This is a genomic window from Aureliella helgolandensis (genome assembly GCF_007752135.1).
Lineage (GTDB): Bacteria > Planctomycetota > Planctomycetia > Pirellulales > Pirellulaceae > Aureliella > Aureliella helgolandensis.
This window is the reverse complement of record NZ_CP036298.1, coordinates 1,341,342-1,362,241: the sequence shown is the minus strand read 5'-3', so window position 1 is coordinate 1,362,241 and position 20,900 is coordinate 1,341,342. Positions and strand designations below refer to the sequence as shown.

The 20,900-nt window shown below is 56.8% G+C and carries 9 protein-coding genes; 4 read left to right on the top strand and 5 right to left on the bottom strand.

All coding sequences use genetic code 11. The features are described 5' to 3' along the window. Nucleotides 1-653: 653 nt before the first annotated feature. Nucleotides 654-1,115 (bottom strand): YaiI/YqxD family protein, encoded by a 462-nt coding sequence (locus Q31a_RS04780; RefSeq protein WP_145074790.1) that lies wholly within the window; start codon nt 1,113-1,115, stop codon nt 654-656. Nucleotides 1,116-1,643: 528 nt separating this feature from the next. On the opposite strand from Q31a_RS04780, the gene map reads away from it, so the two are divergent. After that, nucleotides 1,644-2,450, top strand: coding sequence for a type I methionyl aminopeptidase (gene map, locus Q31a_RS04775; protein ID WP_231691069.1), 807 nt, complete (start codon nt 1,644-1,646; stop codon nt 2,448-2,450). A 1,024-nt stretch (nt 2,451-3,474) separates the two neighbouring features. Here the strand turns inward: map and Q31a_RS04770 are convergent. After that, complete coding sequence (locus Q31a_RS04770; protein WP_197356216.1) at nt 3,475-7,020, bottom strand: hypothetical protein; 3,546 nt, start codon at nt 7,018-7,020, stop codon at nt 3,475-3,477. A 305-nt stretch (nt 7,021-7,325) separates the two neighbouring features. Here Q31a_RS04770 and Q31a_RS04760 point away from each other — a divergent pair, with 305 nt between their 5' ends. Next, on the top strand, nt 7,326-9,851 hold the full coding sequence (locus Q31a_RS04760) for a c-type cytochrome (protein ID WP_145074779.1): 2,526 nt from the start codon (nt 7,326-7,328) through the stop codon (nt 9,849-9,851). An 816-nt stretch (nt 9,852-10,667) separates the two neighbouring features. Here the strand turns inward: Q31a_RS04760 and rtcA are convergent. Together rtcA and Q31a_RS04750 are read right to left on the bottom strand one after the other, a co-directional pair. Further along, nucleotides 10,668-11,732, bottom strand: a complete 1,065-nt coding sequence (gene rtcA / locus Q31a_RS04755; RefSeq protein WP_197356214.1) for an RNA 3'-terminal phosphate cyclase — start codon at nt 11,730-11,732, stop codon at nt 10,668-10,670. Continuing rightward, nucleotides 11,725-13,218 carry an RtcB family protein gene (locus Q31a_RS04750; RefSeq protein WP_145074776.1) on the bottom strand — a complete coding sequence of 498 codons (1,494 nt, stop codon included), beginning with the start codon at nt 13,216-13,218 and terminating at the stop codon, nt 11,725-11,727. Before Q31a_RS04750 ends, rtcA begins: the two co-directional genes overlap by 8 nt. Before the next feature lie 330 nt (nt 13,219-13,548). On the opposite strand from Q31a_RS04750, the gene rtcR reads away from it, so the two are divergent. Continuing rightward, a complete protein-coding gene (gene rtcR, locus Q31a_RS04745; RefSeq protein ID WP_145074773.1) occupies nt 13,549-15,189 on the top strand; it encodes an RNA repair transcriptional activator RtcR in 1,641 nt (546 codons plus the stop codon). A gap of 364 nt (nt 15,190-15,553) precedes the next feature. Next, a complete protein-coding gene (locus tag Q31a_RS04740) occupies nt 15,554-19,123 on the top strand; it encodes a PVC-type heme-binding CxxCH protein (protein WP_145074770.1) in 3,570 nt (1,189 codons plus the stop codon). Between the two features lie 431 nt (nt 19,124-19,554). Here the strand turns inward: Q31a_RS04740 and Q31a_RS04735 are convergent, their stop codons facing one another. After that, complete coding sequence (locus tag Q31a_RS04735) at nt 19,555-20,847, bottom strand: IS1182 family transposase (protein ID WP_145074767.1); 1,293 nt, start codon at nt 20,845-20,847, stop codon at nt 19,555-19,557. Nucleotides 20,848-20,900: the final 53 nt, after the last annotated feature.

Genomic DNA, 20,900 nt, shown 5'->3' with positions numbered 1-20,900 from the left:
CCACACGCGGGTGACGGTTCCAGTGCGAGCGACCCGCCTCAAATTTAAGGCAGTATCGTACGGGAGGAGCTCGATAGGGTTTCCATTAGGTTGTCACACGTCCGGGGAGTCGCAAGACTAGTGCCATACGGCCCGACGCTGTGGGAAGACAGTGCTCTGACGAATCAATGTCGAGCTGGCGAAAGGCTTCCTCAAACTCTCTCCGGTCAAGTAAAACACAGAAGGGCGCGAAAACAGCGACCACTTAACTCGGGCCACTACGCGTCACCATCCGGAATTAACCAATACCGGTTCGCCGTAAACTCTGGACAAACAAGAAAGTCACAAAGTTCTGTGCGTCCACCACGACGCGAGTCTTATTCCAAAGCAGTTCACACAACTGCTGACTTAAAACTCAATAGCCTAGCTCGCAAGCCAAGACGGTGGTTCGGCGGGACTGAGAGAGAATCCAACTCTAGCAGAAAAACCCGTTCGGCCGGAAAACGCTATTCCAAATCAATGAATCCGCGTTACTCGCTTCTTTCCAGCCAGTGCATCCCCAAAATCTCTTCAACTGTTGAAGGAAAACTAGGGGACCACAGAAGAGTACCCTTTAAGACGCTGCAAGCCAAGGGGAATTGCGGAGAATGCGGCAAATTAGGCGTTTAAACGTGTTAATGCTTGCGCAATGCGCGGGTTAGGGTCGAATCGAACGTCGCCGCAAACGCCTTTTTGTCCTTTTCGTCATAGGGACGACTCCCCCCAGTCACCGCTCCCGCCCCGCGCATGTCATCCATAAAATCCCGTACGGAAAGCCGGGTTCGAATATTGTCCGCCGTGTACTTCTCACCGCGCGGGTCGATCGCATCGACCGATTTCTCGACGAGCAGGGCAGCCAAGGGAATATCCGCCGTAATGACGATATCCCCCACCTCCGCATGCTCGACAATGTACTTATCCGCCTCATTTGCCCCTTCCGAGACCGTCACGCTCGACACCATCGAGGCATTGGGAGGAAGCCCCAATGGCTGATTGGCGACCAAAATCGTATCGACCTTCAGACGTCGGGCTGCGCGAAATATAATTTCTTTGACGTCGCGTGGAGCCGCATCCGCGTCGATCCAAATCTTTACCATCCGCCCCTACCTCCCTTATAAACCCTAGTCACTATCCCCCTGACGAACCCACGCGCTCCGGGCCCTCTCCATTCAATACCATTCACCAAGCGTTGGGAAGTTGGCTGATGGCGAACATGGATGCTGAACTATTCCCAGGGAGAGTGTCGATGCAGTACTGATGCCTGCCTGCCAGGCCCGCGTGGGATGGAGGGGGGGCCATGGCGCGAGAACGAAGACGTTCTGCCCACCAAAGAGGCTCCATGCCAGCCACCACGAGCCGGCAGAAGGCCTGGAGACGGCCCCCAGCGACCGAACCACGGAGATACCGATTTGAGCCTTGCTCAGCCTCCTAGCGTCCGCCGCAAAATCCAAGCAAGGCCTCGCTGCAAGGGCTAGCCGCAGCCATCGCTACACATTTTTGACTTTCACAGCTTTGCCGTCGCGGGCTATACTAAGTCAGGTAAGGGGCAAGAGCGAGATTGTTGCCGCCCCCCTCAAAACAACAGCAACAGAACTGCTCACTGGTCGATCACGGTCCGAATTCCCATGCTACAACAAGACAAACAGACTCGTAAATTACTACTCGGCTACGAGGGACGTGAAAAGATGCGAGCGGCGGGCCGGTTCAACGCCCAGCTACTCGATCACGTTCGCGACTTCGTCAAACCTGGGATCACCACGGCGGAAATCGACCAAATCATCCACCAATACACCCTCGATCACGGCCACGTGCCAGCGACACTCGGGTATCTCGGCTTTACCAAAAGCTGCTGCACGAGCATGAATGACGTGATCTGCCACGGTATTCCCGACGCAACCGTCTTGGCCGATGGGGATATCATCAACATTGACATTACGAGCATTGTCGATGGCTGGCACGGCGATCAATCCGAAACCTTCATCATCGGCGAGGGGAGTGCGATCGCTCGCGCCGTTACGCAGGCAGCATTCGACTGCTTGTACTTGGCCATCGATGCACTCACGCCAGGCTGCATGGTCAGCGAGATTGGTGACACCATTGTGGCGGAAGCCACGCAACGCGGGTTCACCGTGGTCCGAGAATACGTGGGCCATGGCTTAGGACAAATGTTCCACCAGCCTCCCAACATCCCTCACTTCCCCGACCGAAAGTCGCGGCAACAACGCCTGCTTCCTGGAATGTGCTTTACCGTAGAACCGATGATCAATGCTGGATCGCGATTTGCCAAGCTCGACAAGGGGGATGGCTGGACCGTCCGCACGCGAGATGGGCAGCTCTCCGCTCAGTTTGAGCATTCCATCCTGATGACGGAAGAGGGCCCCGAAATCCTTACGCAAACCGAGCGTGGGCCCCAGCGTGGGCACCAATTCTAAGCCCAGATAACCAGCGGCTCCGGTGCTCAGAAAATGCAAACATCCTGCACACTCGCAACTCTACAGTTTGTCGATGTCGAAACCCGCCGAGCGACGGATCGCTGACGCCCGTAAGATGAAGATGGCCAAAGGGTGGCTTCGATCCGGTCTTCAACGTCCAGCTCGCAACCAATGCCGACTCGCATGCTCCTAGTGCATTGCCAAGACTAAGAAGTAGGGTTTAGCGAGCGTTCGGAAAAAGGTGTCCGACACCAAAAGTGCAAAGCACCCGAAGGGCCGTTCCGGATTTTGGTGTCGGACACCTTTTTCCGGGCAACCCGAATTTCCGGGCAACCCGAACATTAACGGGCTGTTGATTTAATCGCAATTTGAATTTTAATGCGGAGGTAGCATCCTTAGTTGGCCTGTAGCGGAGGTTATCTTCCCTTGCTCACGCGGCGGGTTACTATTTCAACAGCCCGTTAAGCTTTGACAATGCACTAGTCGCTGTCGACGTTACAAACTCGGGAACTGACAGTGGCCCAATGCACGAGCGAGTGTGCTCCAGTTACGGCAAGTCCCCGAAGACGCAATTGGTCGATTCGGCTTACACAACTCAGGGCGATGCGACCTGCGAGTTAGAGCTGAAAAGGACCTCGCAACCGTTCACAACCATCCTCCCCCACCAGGTAGTCTCAACCGGTGCTTCAGGCTTGAGTGGCTGACAACCGAGAACGGTACCAGGATCTCTAGCGGTCAAGCTGCCGGAGGTGGAAACTCGCGTGATCGCCCTTCACCAACCATCGCCCCCTGTGATCGCACTAGGGCAAGCATGCTCGGCAATAACGACATCCCGCACCGTCTACTGCGGCCTCCCGCAGGATCATGTGCGTCGGCACACTGCAATCACGGGCCGCACTAGAAGCACGGCTTCGCGCTGCGGACTATTCAACGGGTCCCAGCTTCGGGGCTTGAACAGACTTGCCGTCTCGTCCACTCCCCGAAAATGCGGTTCCCTGCCAGGAAACATCGGCAGGGCGGATCGCTAGCTGCCTACGACTTTGGCCACCGAGGCTTTCACCGAGTCCTCGTGTACCAAAGCGGGATCGGTTCCCAAAGTCCCTGCAATGCGTTCCAAATACTCGTCAGTCTTGAAGAATTCCAGGCGTTCGTTGGCCTGAAGAATGCGCGCCTTCAAGTCCATGCGATTGACGACATCCGCGTGAGTCGATTGCTTGCTGTAGTTCGTCAAATATTTCTTATGGCGCTGCCATAGCCGAATATCGGCGTGCCGCTTGGCCATGAGCCTTGCGCGGTACCAATCACTGGCAAGCATCCCGTCCTTGGAGAACAGCTCTCGAACCTCCGGGGAAGCAAGAGTCTTCCCTTGCCAGTTCCCTTCAACCATGATCGACAGGATGGCTTGCAAAGGCGGGACAGCCACTTCGTAGCTCCCATCCTCAAAGTAATGCTTGGCGACTCGCTGCTGGGCTTCGACAATATGCGCGATACCGTCGACGTAGCCCTCCATATCCTGGGTCTCGGGGCACAAAATACGGGCATCAAAGACCTTGTCCGGATTATCGAACATCCGACCGAAGAAGCGGCGCACGAAGCGCGCGGTGATACGATAGCCCAGTCGGCTGGCCAGGACCTCCTGGCCGCCGTGGGAGAAATCGGTCAACTGCTCCAGCATTCCCTCACGGATCAAAAACTGCGGATCCTTCTCGGCCGCTGACAGGCGGCACCACAGCTCGGGGACCAGGAAGCTGATGTCGTGACCAACTTCCATATGGCTACCAATGTAACCGGCGGCAGTCGAATAACCGCCCAGCTGCGTCAATATGGAGCTAACCACCGCAGCATTCAGATCGTGGATGGGCAGCAACGCATTGAAAGGACCTTTCGTCAACGCACCCTCACTGCCGGCACCGGTCGTTGATGGACTCTTACCCGTCAGCGAGCAGATGTAGTCCATGAACAATTCGGGCAATTCTTGGTAGTGAATTGGATTGTAGACGGCCAAGGATCGTATGCCGGCTTCGGCGTCTGGCGGATTATTGCGACGGCCCGAGAGAACCGCGGAAACGGGTTGATGGATGGGAGCATTGGCCGGAAGCCCGCGGAATAAGCGGACACTGCGCATGGCGATGTAGCGTTCCTGAGGGTCAGCCAGATCAAGGCGGTCTTGCAAATAACGCTGGTTCTTCGAGGGCGCACCATTCACCAAACGCGGATGGGCCGAGCTGACGACGTAGGCAGAACCCTGTTCCACCGACTCGCGAAGCATATCTTGCATCGGCTCAGTGTAATTATCAAAACTCATCACATCCGCGATGATTGCTTGAGCCTGCTCGCGATCGAGCGGCTCGAAGTTGCAAAAGAAGTTATTCAACTGCGACATATCCCTCTCGGTCTGCTTATCCAGGCCACGATGGATGGCATCGTCGGGCCGCTGGAACAGCCGATACTCGCAATTGGCTACAAATTTGTAGCTATTGTCGTCTGAAAACTGGCCATCGAGGAACCGGCCGGGCACCACGACCGAAGCGGTAATGTCGTCTTCAAGCTGAATTTTGGCAGCGGCGGCGAAATCTTGACGCAATTTGTAAGTCTGCCAACGACGATCGCTATCGAGTCCGACACGCAAATACATGCCGACCAATTTCCGGTTCTGGAACTTCAATTCATGCCCCGGTTCTCCATTGACGACGTCGACACTGAAGAAGTGCCTCCAGTCCCCCTCCCACTCCGGCTTGGAAAATCGCTTGATGATGAAGGCCATGGCATAGATATAGCCTGGCAATTTCTTCAGCCAGCTGTTGTAGCTCTCGGTAAATTCCCGAGAGGGGGTCAGCAGCTTGATCACGCTTCCCAAAGTACGTCGCGGATCGAGGATCGGTCGGCTGGTATTGTTCTGGTAGCTTGGCTTCTCAGGCGAGTCGTCGCGCCAACGGGTGGAATAATCCTTGGTGAACAATTCATCGAGCAACTCAAAATCGCGCTCTAAATCGCTGACGAAAATGGGGCCGCTGAGCATGTAGTCGCGCAGCGATTTACTGATCTCACTCTTCCCGCCACCGCTGACCGTGCAGGGCTTGTGGCACACGATGGCTTCCCCGCTACTTCCAATCAGTCGCCAGGAGGGAGCGGAAGGGTGCTTTTCCATCCGAATTCGGTAGCCGCTAGGCGCCATGTAGACATTGCCCGGCCGGAGCGGCAACGTGTGCTGCTGACCATCTCGCGTCCAGTGAATCTGCTGGTCGTAGAGACTCGCCTTGGCGCTCTCTGGAATGTAGTAGAGCGACTTGCAAAAGCGGTCGACCCCATAGCCCTCGGCAAACGCCTCGACAAACTCGGGGTAGTCCTGCCGCACATCATCAAAGGTTCTGCCGTTGTAACGCTGGCTATTGACATGGAATTCGTCCCCCAAAGCCCAACTGGGGAACGCGAGTGCCCCCCCCGCATGCTCTTCTTCCACATTCCCCATGAGGTTGGCCGCATAACTGATCTGCGTCTTCACCTCCTTTTTGCAGTAGCCGAAGTAGTTGTCGGCGATGAGCGTCACAATAACTCCGTCGGCAGTGCGACAAGTAATTTTGAAGGCGCTGCCATCGTTGTACTTCTCCGCTGCATCCCGATAGCACATCGAATCGCGACGCTGCCGCTCCGTAGCATCATCCCAATGCGGCAAGCCGAGCTCACGCTTGGTCAAGTGGCAGAGGTGGGGGGCCAGGATGACACAGCCGGAATGGCCGGACCAGTGCAAAACGTCGAGCCCTGCGTCATTTTCCGGAAGCAGTGGATCGCCCGCGTTGCCGAAAATCGATTCCACAAAATCTAGATTGCTAACCAAGCCCCCCGGGGCAAAGAAGCGAATCTCCATGGTCTTGTGTCGGCAAAACCCCTCCACTGCTGGGCAAACCAGCGGGCGGACCAGCAGGGAGACGAAGGACTCGGTCTTGCCCTCGGTCGTCGAACAATACGGCAGACGCATCAATTCGCTGGGCGGATTGGTCGCATGCTGGAACAAACGCGCGAAAATCGCCTTGGGAACCGCCCGCTTGTCGTCGGGAATGGGGAGCCCCCCCTCACAGACGTGAAACGTCCCCTGAGTCGTGCGGCGATCGGCCTTGGGATTGTGCACCACGCCATTGTGCACGCGATAACTCGAGAGCAGATCGTTCCGAAATTCATCCCGATCGCGAGGAATACTTAGCAAACGCGCAAGTCCATGGCGGTCCAAGCAGAGCGTGGGGTGGGGCAGCGCTAGAGCGCTGTCGATCGGTGCGTCGCCAAAATGGGAATTCAGAAACCCCTCGATGCGAACATCGATGGCCGCGCGATGCTCAAACAAAAGTCGATTTTTCTCGCGCAAATTCGACAGCAGACTACCACTCCACAGCGTGGGTTGCCCCGATGCTTGGGGAAATGCCAGTCCGGCTACCGCCAATTGCATGTGAAGATAATCTTGCAATTGATCACGTGTCGCTGAGGTGGCCGGATCATGGTCAGCACTGTCCCAGCCAAGGGCAACTTGAGCATCTTCTACAAGCCATGCGTCGCCAAGTTCTTTCCACGTGATTGACATCGTTCACTCCAAGTCGTTAATTGAGTCGCCGTCATTAAATCGAGCCGCCAACTATGCCGTTTTACAACTGCGTGGCTGGGCCACAGTCGATGAAACGAACAAAATCTTTCCGATTATAGAAAACCGAATTGGCTTGGCGTACTGGTACTTGGGTAACGTTGTAGGTTGGTGAGGATTTAAATACCAGGGGCGACAACCTTAAGGCACGCGATCCGGCAGACAGCTTGCATAACGGACCAGTTTTTTGCATAGTGGTGTAGCAAAATTCTCACAACATGTTCGCCTCCCTCCTGGATCCCCCCCAAATGCGAAGAAATATCGTGTCCTACATCAAAAGATTTTCCATAGTTTGCTTAACTGGCATCGCAAGTTTAGCCCTGCAAGCCGCCTGCCAGGCCGACAGCACCGCAGCAGGAACCTTTCGTACGGTAGCTGGTTTCGAGGTCGAATTGGTCCACGACATCTCGGCTGCAGATCAAGGCTCTTGGGTATCCATGTGCGTCGATCCTCAGGGACGCATTATTGCCAGCGATCAATACGGGAAGCTCTACCGCGTCACCCTGGATGATGCCGGTGCGGCTCAAGTCGAACAGTTGGAAGTGAATATCGGCCTCGCTCAAGGTATGCTGTGCGCTTTCGATTCACTCTACATCAACATCAATGCTGGCTCCAAAGAGCGCGCGGGAACAGAAGCGATCGGACCAGGCGTTTACCGCTTGCGCGACACCACCGGCGATGATCAGTACGACAAGGTGGAGTACATCGTCCCCATGTCCGACAAGGCTGGAGAGCACGGACCTCACGCTCTGGTACTTTCCCCCGATGGAAAGCAAATCTACTTCTGCAGTGGAAATCAAGTCGATGTCCCAGAATCGGCGACAGCCAGTGTCGTGCCTCGCCGGTGGTACGAAGACCACCTGCTCGGCCGACTTCCTGACGCTCGCGGCCACATGGCCGGCCGCCTGGCTCCCGGTGGCTGGATTTGCCGCATGGATCCGGATGGGTCCAACGTTGAGTTGGTGGCAACCGGATTTCGCAACGAGTACGACTTGGCCTTCAACGCCGCTGGAGAGCTGTTCACCTACGATGCCGACATGGAATGGGACATTGGAACCCCCTGGTATCGCCCCACACGCGTCAATCACGTGCAGAGTGGTGCTGAGTTTGGCTGGCGCAATGGAACGGGCAAATGGCCTGCGTATTATGGCGACAGCGTGGCTGCCGTACTGAATATCGGCCCCGGTTCACCGACCGGAATCGCCTTCGGTACTGGTGCTAACTTCCCCGCCAAATATCAAAACGCTCTCTTCATTTGCGATTGGAGCTACGGCGTTATCTACGCAGTCCACATGCAAGCGCAAGGCGCGACCTACACGGCTGAGATGGAATCGTTTGTCACCGCCGCTCCAATGCCAGTCACCGATTTGGTAGTACGCCCTCAAGATGGCGAGTTGTATTTTGCCGTCGGTGGTCGCCGCACTGCTTCGGCACTGTACCGAGTCAAGTACACCGGTAGCGAGTCGACCGCGCCGAGCACTTCGGTTGACGCTGAGGCCGCTATCGCCGCCCGCAACTTGCGTCACCAACTGGAATCCTTCCACGGGCATGCCGATGCCGACGCGATTCCTTTAGCCCTCGCCAACTTGGGCAATAGCGATCGGACGATTCGCTTTGCCGCCCGCATCGCTCTCGAACATCAGCCGGTGGAATCCTGGCGTGCAGCAGCGCTTGAGCTGACGGACCCCCTCGCATTGATCAACGTCGCGTATGCACTCTCGCGCGTCCGATCCACACAAGATCAATCCGCTCTCCAAAGCAAATTGTGCAAGCTGGACTTTGGCTCGCTGCCCATCGCGACGCGGCTGGAACTGATTCGAGCTCACAACCTATTGTGGATCCGACTTGGAGCCCCCACGCCAGAACAAAGAACAGAAGTCTTAGCCCAGCTCGACGGTGCCTTCCCCTCCCAGGCCGGCATGGTGAATCGCGAATTGGCGGCCACGTTGTGCTATCTGAATGCACCGAATATTATCCCTCGCGTCGTAGAGCAGATGCATTTGGCAAGCTCGCAAGAGGACCAAATCCACTACGCGTTTTGCCTGCGAGACGTCTCCCAAGGTTGGACGCCCGAAACGCGCAAGGACTACTTCCAATGGTTCTTTGACGTGGCTAGTGCTCGTGGTGGCGCATCGTTTGGTGGCTTCTTAAACAATATTCGCCAAGCCGCCTTGGACAATTTGGATGAAGCTCAGATCGCTGCACTCGGCGACTTGGCGGGCAACATGCCAGCACCGCGAGATCCGCTGGAAGATCTCACTCCACGCGAAGTCGTGGCGGAATGGACGGTCGCTGGACTGCAAGCGGAACTTGCGAAGCTGAAGACCAAACCGGACTTCGCCAAGGGAAGAAGCCTGACGGCCACGGCGCAGTGCTTCAAATGCCACCGCTTTACCGGAGAGGGTGGTATTCAAGGTCCCGACCTGACCGCTGCCGGTGGACGTTTCAACGAGACCGATTTGCTAAGCTCGATTGTAGAGCCCAACAAAGTGATCAGCGATCAATACCAAGCCACGCAGTTCCTAACCGAAGATGCGGTAATTACCGGACGCGTCGCGAACCTCAGCGGCGACACCATCAAAGTCGTCACGAACATGCTCGCTCCCGGTGATTTCACCGACATCAACGTGGACGACATTCTCGAACGACGCCCGTCTCCGTTGTCCATGATGCCCGCAGGTCTACTAAACACCTTCACGGTCGAAGAGATCGCGGACATCCTGGCCTATCTCCGCAGTGGTGGAAACGCCAGCCACGAAGTCTACCAAGAGTAGTTCCTCAACGCTCCGGTAGCCGCCCTCACCAAGGTCCGTCTCCCCGAGACGGACCTTGGAGGAGTAGTGCCCAGCAAGTGGCAAGTCCCCTTACGAGGCCTCGTGCATCGTCAACTCCAAGAATTAGGGTTCAGCGAGCGTTCGGTAAAAGGGGTCCGAACAGACACCTTCTTCCGGACGAATCCAATCGCTGGCACCGCCGGGACAAGCCTGTGACGGAGGCCGATGAGCCCGATTGATGATAATGGTAGCTACCAGTTGTGCGCTCCGATCCGGGGCAAGCCCGGCGGAAGCCCGGTGGAAGCCCGGCGGAAGCCCGGTGGAAGCAGGGTGGAAGCAGGGGTGGAAGCGGAAGCTGTCATCAACGCGTGTCTCTGAGTGTGACAAGCAATTCTACGAGCCAAGCAATTTTGCTTCCGTCCGGCTTGCCCGGGCGGTGCAACAACTGGTGGCTACCCACCACCACGGCCCTTGCCGTTGGATCTCCGCTTCGGGCTTGCCCCGGCGGAATCAACGACTTTGCTCCTTATTGAAGAGCGACCAACGCCATCTTGGGGCAGCGTTCGCAAAGAGTTAAGCCCCCAGATACCGATGGCGGGTGGTGTTACGAGCTTCCTTCCCCAATAGCCTTTCTCCAGCGGTTGCCCTGAGGCTGGTTAATAGAGGTGTTGACGGCAGAGAGGATGGCGTCAGCCACCTCCCAAGAACATTGCTCAACAGAGACCATGCACTGGCAATCGAAGATTAGAAAATGGCGGAAGAGAACGAGAGGAACGGGTTTGCAATGGGTTCTTCGCATCCGCAACACTTGCTAGGCTACTCCGGGAGGCGGCGGCAAGTAACACAGCTCGCCGCACCTTGCGGTGCCGTTTGAAATTCAACGGGTAAAAAACGCTCAATCAATTCCCGTTGCGTCTGGCTATGCCGCGACAAGGGGCTCGTCAAGAAGGCTGCAGACGTTCCTGAACTAGCGACGGCGAGTCCCAAGAGCAGCATCCATTGGTCGCACAAGTGCTCATCCACCACGGCACCGAACTTCTCATAACGACGATATTGCTTCACGACGTCGCGAGCGACTTGCTCACCGGAAACACCCACACGACCAAAGGCGGTGAAGACGCAATTGAGCTGCTCGAACTCCGCTTGGATCATCAGCACGTTCCCAGGGCCGTCTCCCTGTTCTCGATGCACCAGCTCCCCGTCGTGCTCCTCCCATCCCAAGCGACGGACCGCGATCGACAACTCTCGCCTCCCAATCTCCGCAGGCAGATCAGAAACAACGGCTTGCACCATGTGGGTCGTCTGCGATCCACGCTCGAGTAGGTCGAACGGCTGCAATCTCTCGGCCGGATCAATAGCGATTTCCAAGACGCCACCTCCGGCCGGATAGAACCCAAAACGTTTCAATTCCGCGGAGACCTGCGGCCCCAGACGACTCACCAAGGGCAGGAAGCTCTTGTCCAAAAAGTCAAAGGGCGGAGCCCACGGATTGTGCGTTCCACCACTCAGCGTCAAGCGACTAGGTGATGCGACAGTCAGCAGAGCGGGCAAGATGGTTTGCAATACCAGTGTGGCACTTCCGGCAGAGCCCACGTGGTACTCGTAATCCCCGCCGCGCGGCTCTCCCGGTTGAAAATGGACCGTCGTGCTCTCAACCTCTGCCCCTTCGACCCGAGCACTGCAGATTTCTTGAGCTGCGAGTAAGGCAGTCAAGTGTTGGCGCATGAGCCCTGGCTTATTTCTGCGAGCGCGAATATTTTCAATGCGGACAGGACGCCCCGTCACCATCGACAGCCCCAGCGAAGTGCGGACAATTTGCCCGCCCCCCTCGCCGGTCGCACCGTCGATTTCCAACAGTTCGTCACACCTTGGCTCAATCATCCGCAGCACTCCCATCCTTAATCACAAATTTAGCCCGCAGCCGAGCGACCTCTCGGGCAAGATCCGCCTTCTCCACACTTCGCAACACCTCCTCGAAATCCTTATAGGTAGCGGGGGCTTCATCTCGTGGGTACTGGCGACAGTTCGTCAGGATGTCAGCCGCGTCAAAGGACTGGTCCACCGCTTTTTGATCCAACTCTCGAATGGCTCGCTTGCGGCCCAGTCGACGTCCGGCACCATGATTCACACTGTAACAGCTCTTCTCCGCCCCTTGCGTCGCAACCATGACACTCGAGCCGGCTTGCGGGTTCCCGGGCAACAGGATGGGATGCCCAGTTTCCGCAAACGGCGTGTCCGCCAACGCATGATGGCCCGCTGGGAAGGCGCGCGTCGCTCCCTTGCGGTGAACCCATGCCGGCCGATGATCGACAATCTCCTTGCGAGCAATGTTGTGACTGATGAAGTAGACCAAGCTTCCCGTGCAGCCTGGCAGCACTTCTTGAAACGCCTCCAAGACCAAGGCGTTGATCATTAGATGATTGACCGTGGCAAAGTTTGCTCCCAAGGACATGTCGTCAATGTAGGCATCGGCTTCAGGAGAACCCAACGGCGCATACACCAGTTCACGATCGCCGCCTGGCAGGGGAATCCCCCACTCGGCGAACTTGCACTGCAATTCACGGAACTGCCCCATCGCCAACTGATGACCAATCCCACGGGAACCACAGTGGGAAAGGAAGGCGACATGGCCATCTCGCAAACCAAACGCGTTGGCTGCCTGAAGCGTGTCTGGCTCTCGATCTCGAAGCTCGACGACCTCGCACTCTCCAAAGTGGTTTCCACCACCATAGGATCCCAACTGATGGATCTTCTGGCAAAAATTCGGAAAGGCATTGCGAAAGCGAAGTTCTTCGAGCCGCATCGCGAGCGAGTCTGCGGTATGGTCATGCGCGAGGTGCGCGGAATCCTCACAGCGCTCCGCCCATTCGGGAGGAATCCCCATCTGCTGACAGACCGACAAGCTCGCACCCGACACCAGCGCTTCGACACCTAGCCGCTCGTCCACGACACGGCCCTTGGCAACGTGGCGTGCCCCCCGTCCTGCCCCCGTGGGGGTGCGCTCGCAAATTGCATCGATTAACGCTCGACGAACGCGACGATCCTCAATCTCCTCAGCGGGAATATCCAACTGCAGGAGGCTCATCGAACACTTGATATCGACGCCCACGGGCCCTGGGTAGATGTGCGATGGCGAGACCATCACGCACCCAATGGGCGCACCGTAACCACAGTGTGCATCTGGGTTCAATACGACTTGTGTGACTCCCGGTGCATTGCGACTGTTGATCGCTTGCTGAATACACAGATCATCGAAGGTCTCGCGAATGGCTTGAGTCCCGATCACCGTGATGGGTGTCCGCGATGCGCCGGTCGGCAAAATCCCCGTGGCTTCGCCTGTTGCGATAATGGCTTCGGACGCTGACATAAACTCTCCCTTTTTTAGAATGCTGGAATACGAGTGCTGTGTCCCAACTTAGAATTAGGGTCCAGCATGCATTGGGAAAAGGTGTCCGACACCTTTTCCCGGGCAACCCTAAAATTAAGCTGTGACAAAGCACTAGCCCCATGCGGGACTTTAGAATCGTCTGTAGCACGCCGCATGCCAGACAGACTGAGAGGCTTGACGAAAAACCACAACCCTATACCAACAAACACTTTATAAAAACAACAAACTCCATGCCTACCCCCACACGGCTCCCGCCCACCTCACGCCCTGTATACTACAGGATAGAACCTATACTGGAGTATAAAACCAATGAAGAACGTGGTGTTAGGCATCCTCGGTTCCCGGCTCGACGCGGGGCAGCGCGGCAGGCGTTGGGACGCGTGGCGGCCCAGCGTGGCGATTTGCCAGCATGAAGACTTATTGGTCGATCGATTCGACCTGCTGTATTTACCGCGCGACGTCGGATTGGCCGAGCAGGTAAGCCGGGATATCCAGCAAATCTCACCCGAGACAGCCGTTCGGCTACACCTACTGGATTTGAAGGATCCTTGGGATTTCGAATCCACCTACGATTCGCTATTCAATCTGGCTGCCGAGCTGGTCTGCGATCTCGAGAAAGAACGTCTGCTCCTGCATATCACGACTGGGACGCATGTCCAGCAGATCTGCATGTTTCTGCTGTGCGAATCGCGGCACTTACCAGGACAACTCCTGCAAGCTTCGCCGCCCAAGCGCAAGGGGGAGGGACCGGGAACCTACAATCGGATCGACTTGGATCTCTCCAAGTACGATCGCATTGCCGCCCGCTTTCAGGTGGAGCATGATTCGGGCAGCGCCTTTCTGAAATCGGGCATTTCAACGCGTTCGGCAAACTACAACACCATTATCGATCGTATCGAACGGGTCGCGATCCAAAGCAATGCTCCGGTGCTGCTCACCGGGCCGACCGGGGCAGGCAAAACGCAATTGGCTCGCCGAATCTACGAACTCAAGCGGCAACGAGCTCAATTCGCGGGTCGACTTGTCGAAGTCAACTGCGCAACCCTGCGGGGAGATGGCGCGATGTCGACCCTATTCGGGCACACCAAGGGAGCTTTTACCGGGGCTCAAACCGCTCGCGCCGGGCTTCTCAAAGAGGCGCATGGCGGCATGCTGTTTTTGGATGAAGTCGGTGAGCTCGGTCTGGATGAGCAAGCCATGTTGTTGCTAGCGATTGAGGAGCGGAAGTACCTTCCGGTCGGCGCCGACCGAGAAACGATTAGCCAATTTCTGCTGATCGCGGGAACCAATCGCGATTTGCAGCAGGCGGTCGCCAGCGGGGCCTTCCGAGAGGATCTGCTCGCGCGCATCAACCTCTGGACGTTTAACCTGCCAGGGCTCATCGATCGCCGAGAGGATATCGAGCCGAACCTCGATTACGAACTGGAGCGTTTCGCGGCATCCGAAGGTCGCAAGGTGGCGATGGGCAAAGAGGCGCGGCAGACTTTCATGCAGTTCGCCGTCAGCTCCGAAGCGCGTTGGCTCGGCAACTTTCGCGATCTGACCGCTGCCGTAACCCGCATGGCAACGCTGGCCGACGGAGGACGCATTACGGTGGTCGATGTGGAGCACGAGATCGCCCGACTAAAGCAAGCTTGGCAGCGAGGCTCCGCCGCCCCCCACGGCGGCGACACCGACCTGCAGACTTCTGAGCTGAGCAGCGTCCTGTCCACCATCCAGTTAGCCGCTCTGGATCGCTTCGAAATGGCCCAACTGCTGGATGTCGTGAGAGTCTGCCGCGAGTCTGATTCCCTGTCCGATGCCGGCCGCACCCTTTTTGCCGTGAGCCGTCTCGAAAAGGCCAAACCGAACGATGCGGACCGCCTGCGCAAATATCTAGCGAGGTTCGAGCTGACGTTCGATACCCTGGGTACTTCCACGCCGTGTCGCACAACCAGTGTGGACGACTAGGTGGCCCCGCCGGCGCGGGATTTTTAGAAAAGCTAGGGAGACGGCCTGTTGATTTAATTGCGTTTTCATCTTTAAACGGGCTGTTGATTTAATAGCAATTTGAATTTTAATGCGGAGGTAGCATCCTTAATTGACTTGTAGCGGAGGTTACCTTTCCTTGCTCACGCGGCGGGTTACTATTTCAACAGCCCGTCACGCGGCGGCGGGTTGCCATTCCGACAAGCCGGAGAGTGCAGGGCGATAGTTTTGTTTTACACGGGCCCTTCGCCCAACTGGGCTAGGGTTGGGTAGAATAGGGAACCCGACTTCGGTTGGTCGACCATTTCCCTCCCCCAACCTCCTCGCGATTGAAGGAGCAGCCTTCGTGCCGCACCCCCATCCCACCATGATTCCCCACTCTCGAGATCGCAGCGCCAGCCTGAATCAGCTCTCTGCGAGCTGGAAGCGTTCTTGGAGGTGCTTGTTGGCAAGCCTCAGCTGGTGTGTTTGTACGACTCCTGCCCATGCCCAACGCGATTTAACCGACATTCCCCAACCGGATCCCGTGGCCGAATTGGCTGCGATGCAAGTGGCGGAGGGATTCGAAGTCAACCTATTTGCGGCCGATCCAGACATCGCCAGCCCCATCCACATGAATTGGGACGCAGAGGGGCGACTGTGGATTGCAGCCAGTAAGCACTATCCTCAGTTGCAACCTGGTGCCGAGCCGACCGACGAGTTGATCGTGCTGGAAGACACCAATGGCGACGGCGTAGCCGACAAACGCACGGTGTTTGCAGATGACCTAATGATCCCCACTGGAGTCCTGCCCGGTGATGGCGGCGTGTACGTTGCCAACAGTACCCAGTTGATTCACTTGTCGGATACTGACGGGGATGGCAAGGCGGACCAGCGACGCACGATCCTCAGCGGCTTTGGCACCGAGGACACCCACCACCTGCTACACACTCCCCGCTGGCGTCCCGACGGCCGCATGTCAATGAATCAGTCGATCTATATCCACAGCCACCTGGAGACCCCTTACGGCATCAAGCACCTTGACGGTGGCGGGATTTGGAATTTCGATCCCCACACCAGTGAATTGGAAATCTTTTGCAAGGGGTTTGTTAATCCTTGGGGGCATGCAATCGACCCCTACGGTCAATCCTTCGCTACCGACGGCGCCTATTTCGATGGCATCAACTACACCTTTCCTGGCGCTGTATTCGTGACCAGCCCAGGTGCAACGCGTTGGCTGAGCGGTTTAAACCCGGGCAGCCCCAAGCATTGCGGTCTGGAAATCCTCAGTGGTTCGGCCATGCCAGAGGATTACCAAGGCGTCTTGGTGACCAACGACTTCCGCGGCCACCGGGTGTGCATGTTTAAGATCGAAAAGCAGGGCGCTGGCTACCGCAGCGTCCAACTGCCGGAGTTGATTCGCAGCGAGCACATCGCCTTTCGCCCCATTGATGTCAAGATGGGCCCCGATGGCGCCATCTATGTTGCCGATTGGTACAATCCCATCATCCAGCATGGAGAAGTCGATTTCCGAGATCCACGTCGCGATACCGAGCATGGTCGCATCTGGCGAATTACCGCCAAGGGTCACACCGCTACGAAGCGCCCCGCTTACGCCACTTTGACGGAATCGCAGCTGGCAGAGCGTTTAACCAGTTCCGCCCTTTGGGAGCGTCAGTTTGCGAGGCAAGAGCTGGCCCAGCGAGAGCCCGGCAAGGTCGATTCCGTACTGGCGAAACTCTCCGAGGCCCCAGCGGCAGACCCAAGTCGTCAATTGCAGCGAATGTGGTTATCGCTGGCGCAACATCGTTTCGAACCGAGTCTTGTCGGCGAACTGCGGCAGGCGGAGGATCCACGCGTGCGAGCTGCAGCGCTGCGCGTGATCGGCGAACAACAGAGTTCGATTCCTGAGGCTGAAGCCTGGCTGCTCTCGGCGATCGACGACACCGATGATCAAGTGGTGTTGGAGGCGGTCTGTGGCTTGCATCGCTCCGCCTCGCTGGCTGCAGTGCAGGGCATTTTGCAAGCTGCCCAGCGGCCAGAACAAGATCAATACTTGAAATTCGCCATCTGGAATGGCCTGCGTGACACGGAGTCCCAGTGGTTGCCGGCCTTCGAGAGTGGCGAGCTTTCGGTTACCGACCTGCGCAGCCTGCAAGCACTGACCGATGCTGCCACGAGTCCTTCCGTAGCCAAAGTGCTGGTGCAGCAAATTGCCGATCAACCCGCTGAGTTTAGAGAGCGTTGGGTGGAGTTGATCGCTGCCAAGGGTGATGCCCAAGGTTTGGGAGCGCTGGCGCACTGGATTTGCAATGCAGCCCCCAGGGGAACCGAAGAGGGTAGCCGTCTCCTGAGAATTGTGGGTGCCCAAGCCAAGGCTCGCAACATGGTTCCCAGCGGCGTGGCAGCGTGGCTCCCCGCTAGCTCTGCAGACTTGCCGGTCGAGCAGGATTCCAATCGGCAGTTTCGCATCGCACTCTCCGAGGTACTGGGCCAGTGGAAGGTAGTCCAAACCGCGCAAACCCTAAGCAATTGGCTGCAAACGGCAGTAGCCTCCGAAGACGTGGCGATGGCCCGAGCAACGGCGGGTGCACTGGCTGCGCTGCCTGCCCCGGAAGGACGCTTGCAAGTGGAAGCGTTAGCTGAAGATCGTTCGGCCAACATAGAGCTGCGCGGCGTGGCGATTGCGGCTCTGGGCAGCTACGACACCGCGGCTGCCTGCAAATCCCTGCTGGCTCTACTGCAAGATCCTGCTTCCAACGGGACACCTGCGGGAGCCGACGAAGCGCTGACGGCCATTCTCAATTCCAAGTCAGGCGCGGCGGCACTCAAGAAGGCCATCGCGGGAACCCAGAAAGCGGATTGGTCGCCGGACCGCGCTCGCGACCTGCTCGCTGCGGTGCGTCTCAACTCGCAATCATCGCCCGAGCTGGAACAGAGCATTATTCGCTCGACCGGACTTGAAAACGCAGGCTGGAAAATCTCTCCCGAGTTCACCCAGGAGATGCTGGGGCTGATGCAACGCGAAGGTGATCCCGCCAACGGTGAGCAGATTTACCGGCGTGGCAAACTGCAGTGTGTCAATTGCCATGCGATTGGGCAGAGTGGTATCGCCATTGGTCCCAATCTCGTTAGCTTGGGCGCCAGTTCGTCAGCGGACTATGTGCTTGAATCCCTGATCGACCCAAGCGCCAAGGTCAAAGAGGGCTTTCAAACGCTCAGCGTCCTGCTCGACGACGATGAAATCGTCAGCGGGCTACAGAAAACCAAGACCCCCCAAGCGTTGACACTCCAATTGGCCGACGGCTCACTGCGAACGCTACCGACCGACACGATCCTGGAAAGCCGCGACGGCAAATCGTTGATGCCTGCCGGCCTGGTGGATCAATTGTCCGAGGCGGAGTTGGCGGACCTCCTGGCCTTCCTTTCCAGCCTGGGCAAACAAGCGGAATACACGGTCGACACCAAGAACTGGGTCCGCAATTATGAAACCCTCCTGTGGACCCCAGAAGCGAACTCTCGCCTGAATCGTACCAGCTGGGATACCGCTGCGACCGACGATCCTTCCCTGACTTGGGGCATGCTGAGCACGACGGTCCAGGGCAGATTGCCACTCCACGAAGCGGCTGTTTTTCAACCACACCGCGAGGTCCCTCGGACGGTATTTCTGAAATTCACGATCGATTGCAAGAAGCCGGGAGCAGTGAACCTGCGATTCAGCGAATCTCCATCCGCCATCTCGTATTGGATCGACACACGACCTGAACCGACTCCGCAAGCTGGAACGCCCATCATGCTGACCACCGGTTTGCACGAAATCGTTTTAGGAGTGCGAGTCGAGGAAACGAGTGGCTGGCTCGGTTGTGAGGTCGTAGAGGCAGCTTCAGAGGGGGCGTTATTCGACTTACCGCCGCCCGCCCAAGCAGTCCCTCAATAGGCCTCCCTTACCCGTCCGCAAATTTCCCTTAGGTTCTCGGGCTGTTGATTTAATAGCGTCTTGAGCTTTAACGTGCAGGTAGCACCCCCAATCGCCCTGCAGTGGTGACCACCTATCCTTGCTGACCGGGCTGTCGAAATAGTAAACCCGCTGCGTGCGCAAGGAAAGATAGTTGCCGCTACAAGGCAGTTGGGGACGCAACCTCCGCGTTAAAATACAAATTGCTATTACATCAACAGCCCGTGACGCGGCTAGGCTGTGAAGTTTTTTCACCAACGGACTCTTTTGGTATTCCAACCACGAAATTTTTTCGAATTGGCGGCTGAAAGTCTTACCTGGTCGGATTGTTGGCCAGCAAGTTAGCTCGTGTCCATCATGCTCATCTCTTCGAGTTGTGTTATTTCTCAACCAAGCGGTTGCCTTGCAACTGCTTAGATTGCCAAGGCCCCCAGGTTTACCATGCGTGTGAAGTTAAAGGCCACGGCATGCCATAGCGCTACCGCTTTGACCTTCACCAGTCCTCGAACTTTGAATTGCCGAAGGTTCCGATTGCGGCAGTCCGCATTGGGAAACTCGGCAACCGACGGGCGCGTCTTGTAAAGCTCTTTGTATTCCTCTTTGGCCATTCTCGCGCGAAACGCTGTGTATTCGTCGCTTTCGCCAGGTTGCTGCGCGTGAGGATCTTTGCCTTTGCTTTCCAATACCGATCCACGGGGGATCGTGGAGACGACTTCGGTCCCTTTAGACTCCACGGTCTTAACATCGCCCTTGGTTGCGTAAGCGGAATCGACCAATTGCGTCTTGGGTGTCTTGTCGTAAGTTGAGCACACTTTCTCGTGCATTGGTGCCATTTGGCCACTGTCAGTTCCCGAGTTGATAACATCGACAGCGACTATTACTCGCGAGTCAGCATCGGTTGCGAACTGGACGTTGAAGGCCGGATCGAAGCCACCATTGGCCATCTTCATATTACGGGCGTCAGGGTCCGTAGTGCTCACGCGAGTCTTTTCGCCGTCACCTTTTCTCCGAGACTCGCGCTGCTTACTAAGCTCCTCAAACTGTCGCAAAGCCTCATCTAATCGCTCTTGACGCTCACGCGATGCTCGTTCGACTGCCGCTTGGCGACGTGCGTCTCCATCGGAACGATCGCATTCGTTCTCGGATTCTTTCTTCAATCTATCTACGTGAGCCTGAGCCTGCTGCTGCAATGACTCAAGCGTCGGCTTGCGGCGAAACGAACTACTGCCTGCACTAGCCCGAACGCGCATTCCGTCTTGGGCAATGGTCTCCAGGGGCACCAGACCTTGGGCGACCAACGAGGCAACCGTGTCAACGAGCGTCTTCTCCAAGAATGCTCCGTTCTCCACTCGAAAGTCGCTCAACGTGTGATAATTGACCGTGACATTTCCGAGCGTCCATAGATAGGCTATGTCCGTCTCGCATCGGCGACCAAGTTCTCGGGCTGTGCCGATGCCATCCAAGGTTGCCAGAAGCCACAGTGAAACCAGTATCTCCGGCGCAATACTATTGCGGCCAACGGTGCTCTTGGTGACAACGATCTTTTCATACAGAGGTTCTAGGTCCAACGTTTTGACAAACGACCAGACAATGCGAGCACGATGGTCGCGCGGAAGCATATCTTCAAGTGAAAGCATGTGCATTTCCACTTGAATACGATGGGGGCGGGAAACACGAGCAAGCTGCGATGGTTTTTGAGTATTCATGCTATAGTTGTAGCGCCCAAAATTAATTTGCAAACCACTTGGCTAAAAATTCA

What these genes read in the sequence shown, in the direction of transcription:
- Q31a_RS04780 (WP_145074790.1), bottom strand. Translation starts at nt 1,115, where the DNA reads ATGGTAAAGATTTGGATCGACGCGGATGCGGCTCCACGCGACGTCAAA.
- map (WP_231691069.1), top strand. Translation starts at nt 1,644, where the DNA reads ATGCTACAACAAGACAAACAGACTCGTAAATTACTACTCGGCTACGAG.
- Q31a_RS04770 (WP_197356216.1), bottom strand. Translation starts at nt 7,020, where the DNA reads ATGTCAATCACGTGGAAAGAACTTGGCGACGCATGGCTTGTAGAAGAT.
- Q31a_RS04760 (WP_145074779.1), top strand. Translation starts at nt 7,326, where the DNA reads ATGCGAAGAAATATCGTGTCCTACATCAAAAGATTTTCCATAGTTTGC.
- rtcA (WP_197356214.1), bottom strand. Translation starts at nt 11,732, where the DNA reads ATGATTGAGCCAAGGTGTGACGAACTGTTGGAAATCGACGGTGCGACC.
- Q31a_RS04750 (WP_145074776.1), bottom strand. Translation starts at nt 13,218, where the DNA reads ATGTCAGCGTCCGAAGCCATTATCGCAACAGGCGAAGCCACGGGGATT.
- rtcR (WP_145074773.1), top strand. Translation starts at nt 13,549, where the DNA reads ATGAAGAACGTGGTGTTAGGCATCCTCGGTTCCCGGCTCGACGCGGGG.
- Q31a_RS04735 (WP_145074767.1), bottom strand. Translation starts at nt 20,847, where the DNA reads ATGAATACTCAAAAACCATCGCAGCTTGCTCGTGTTTCCCGCCCCCAT.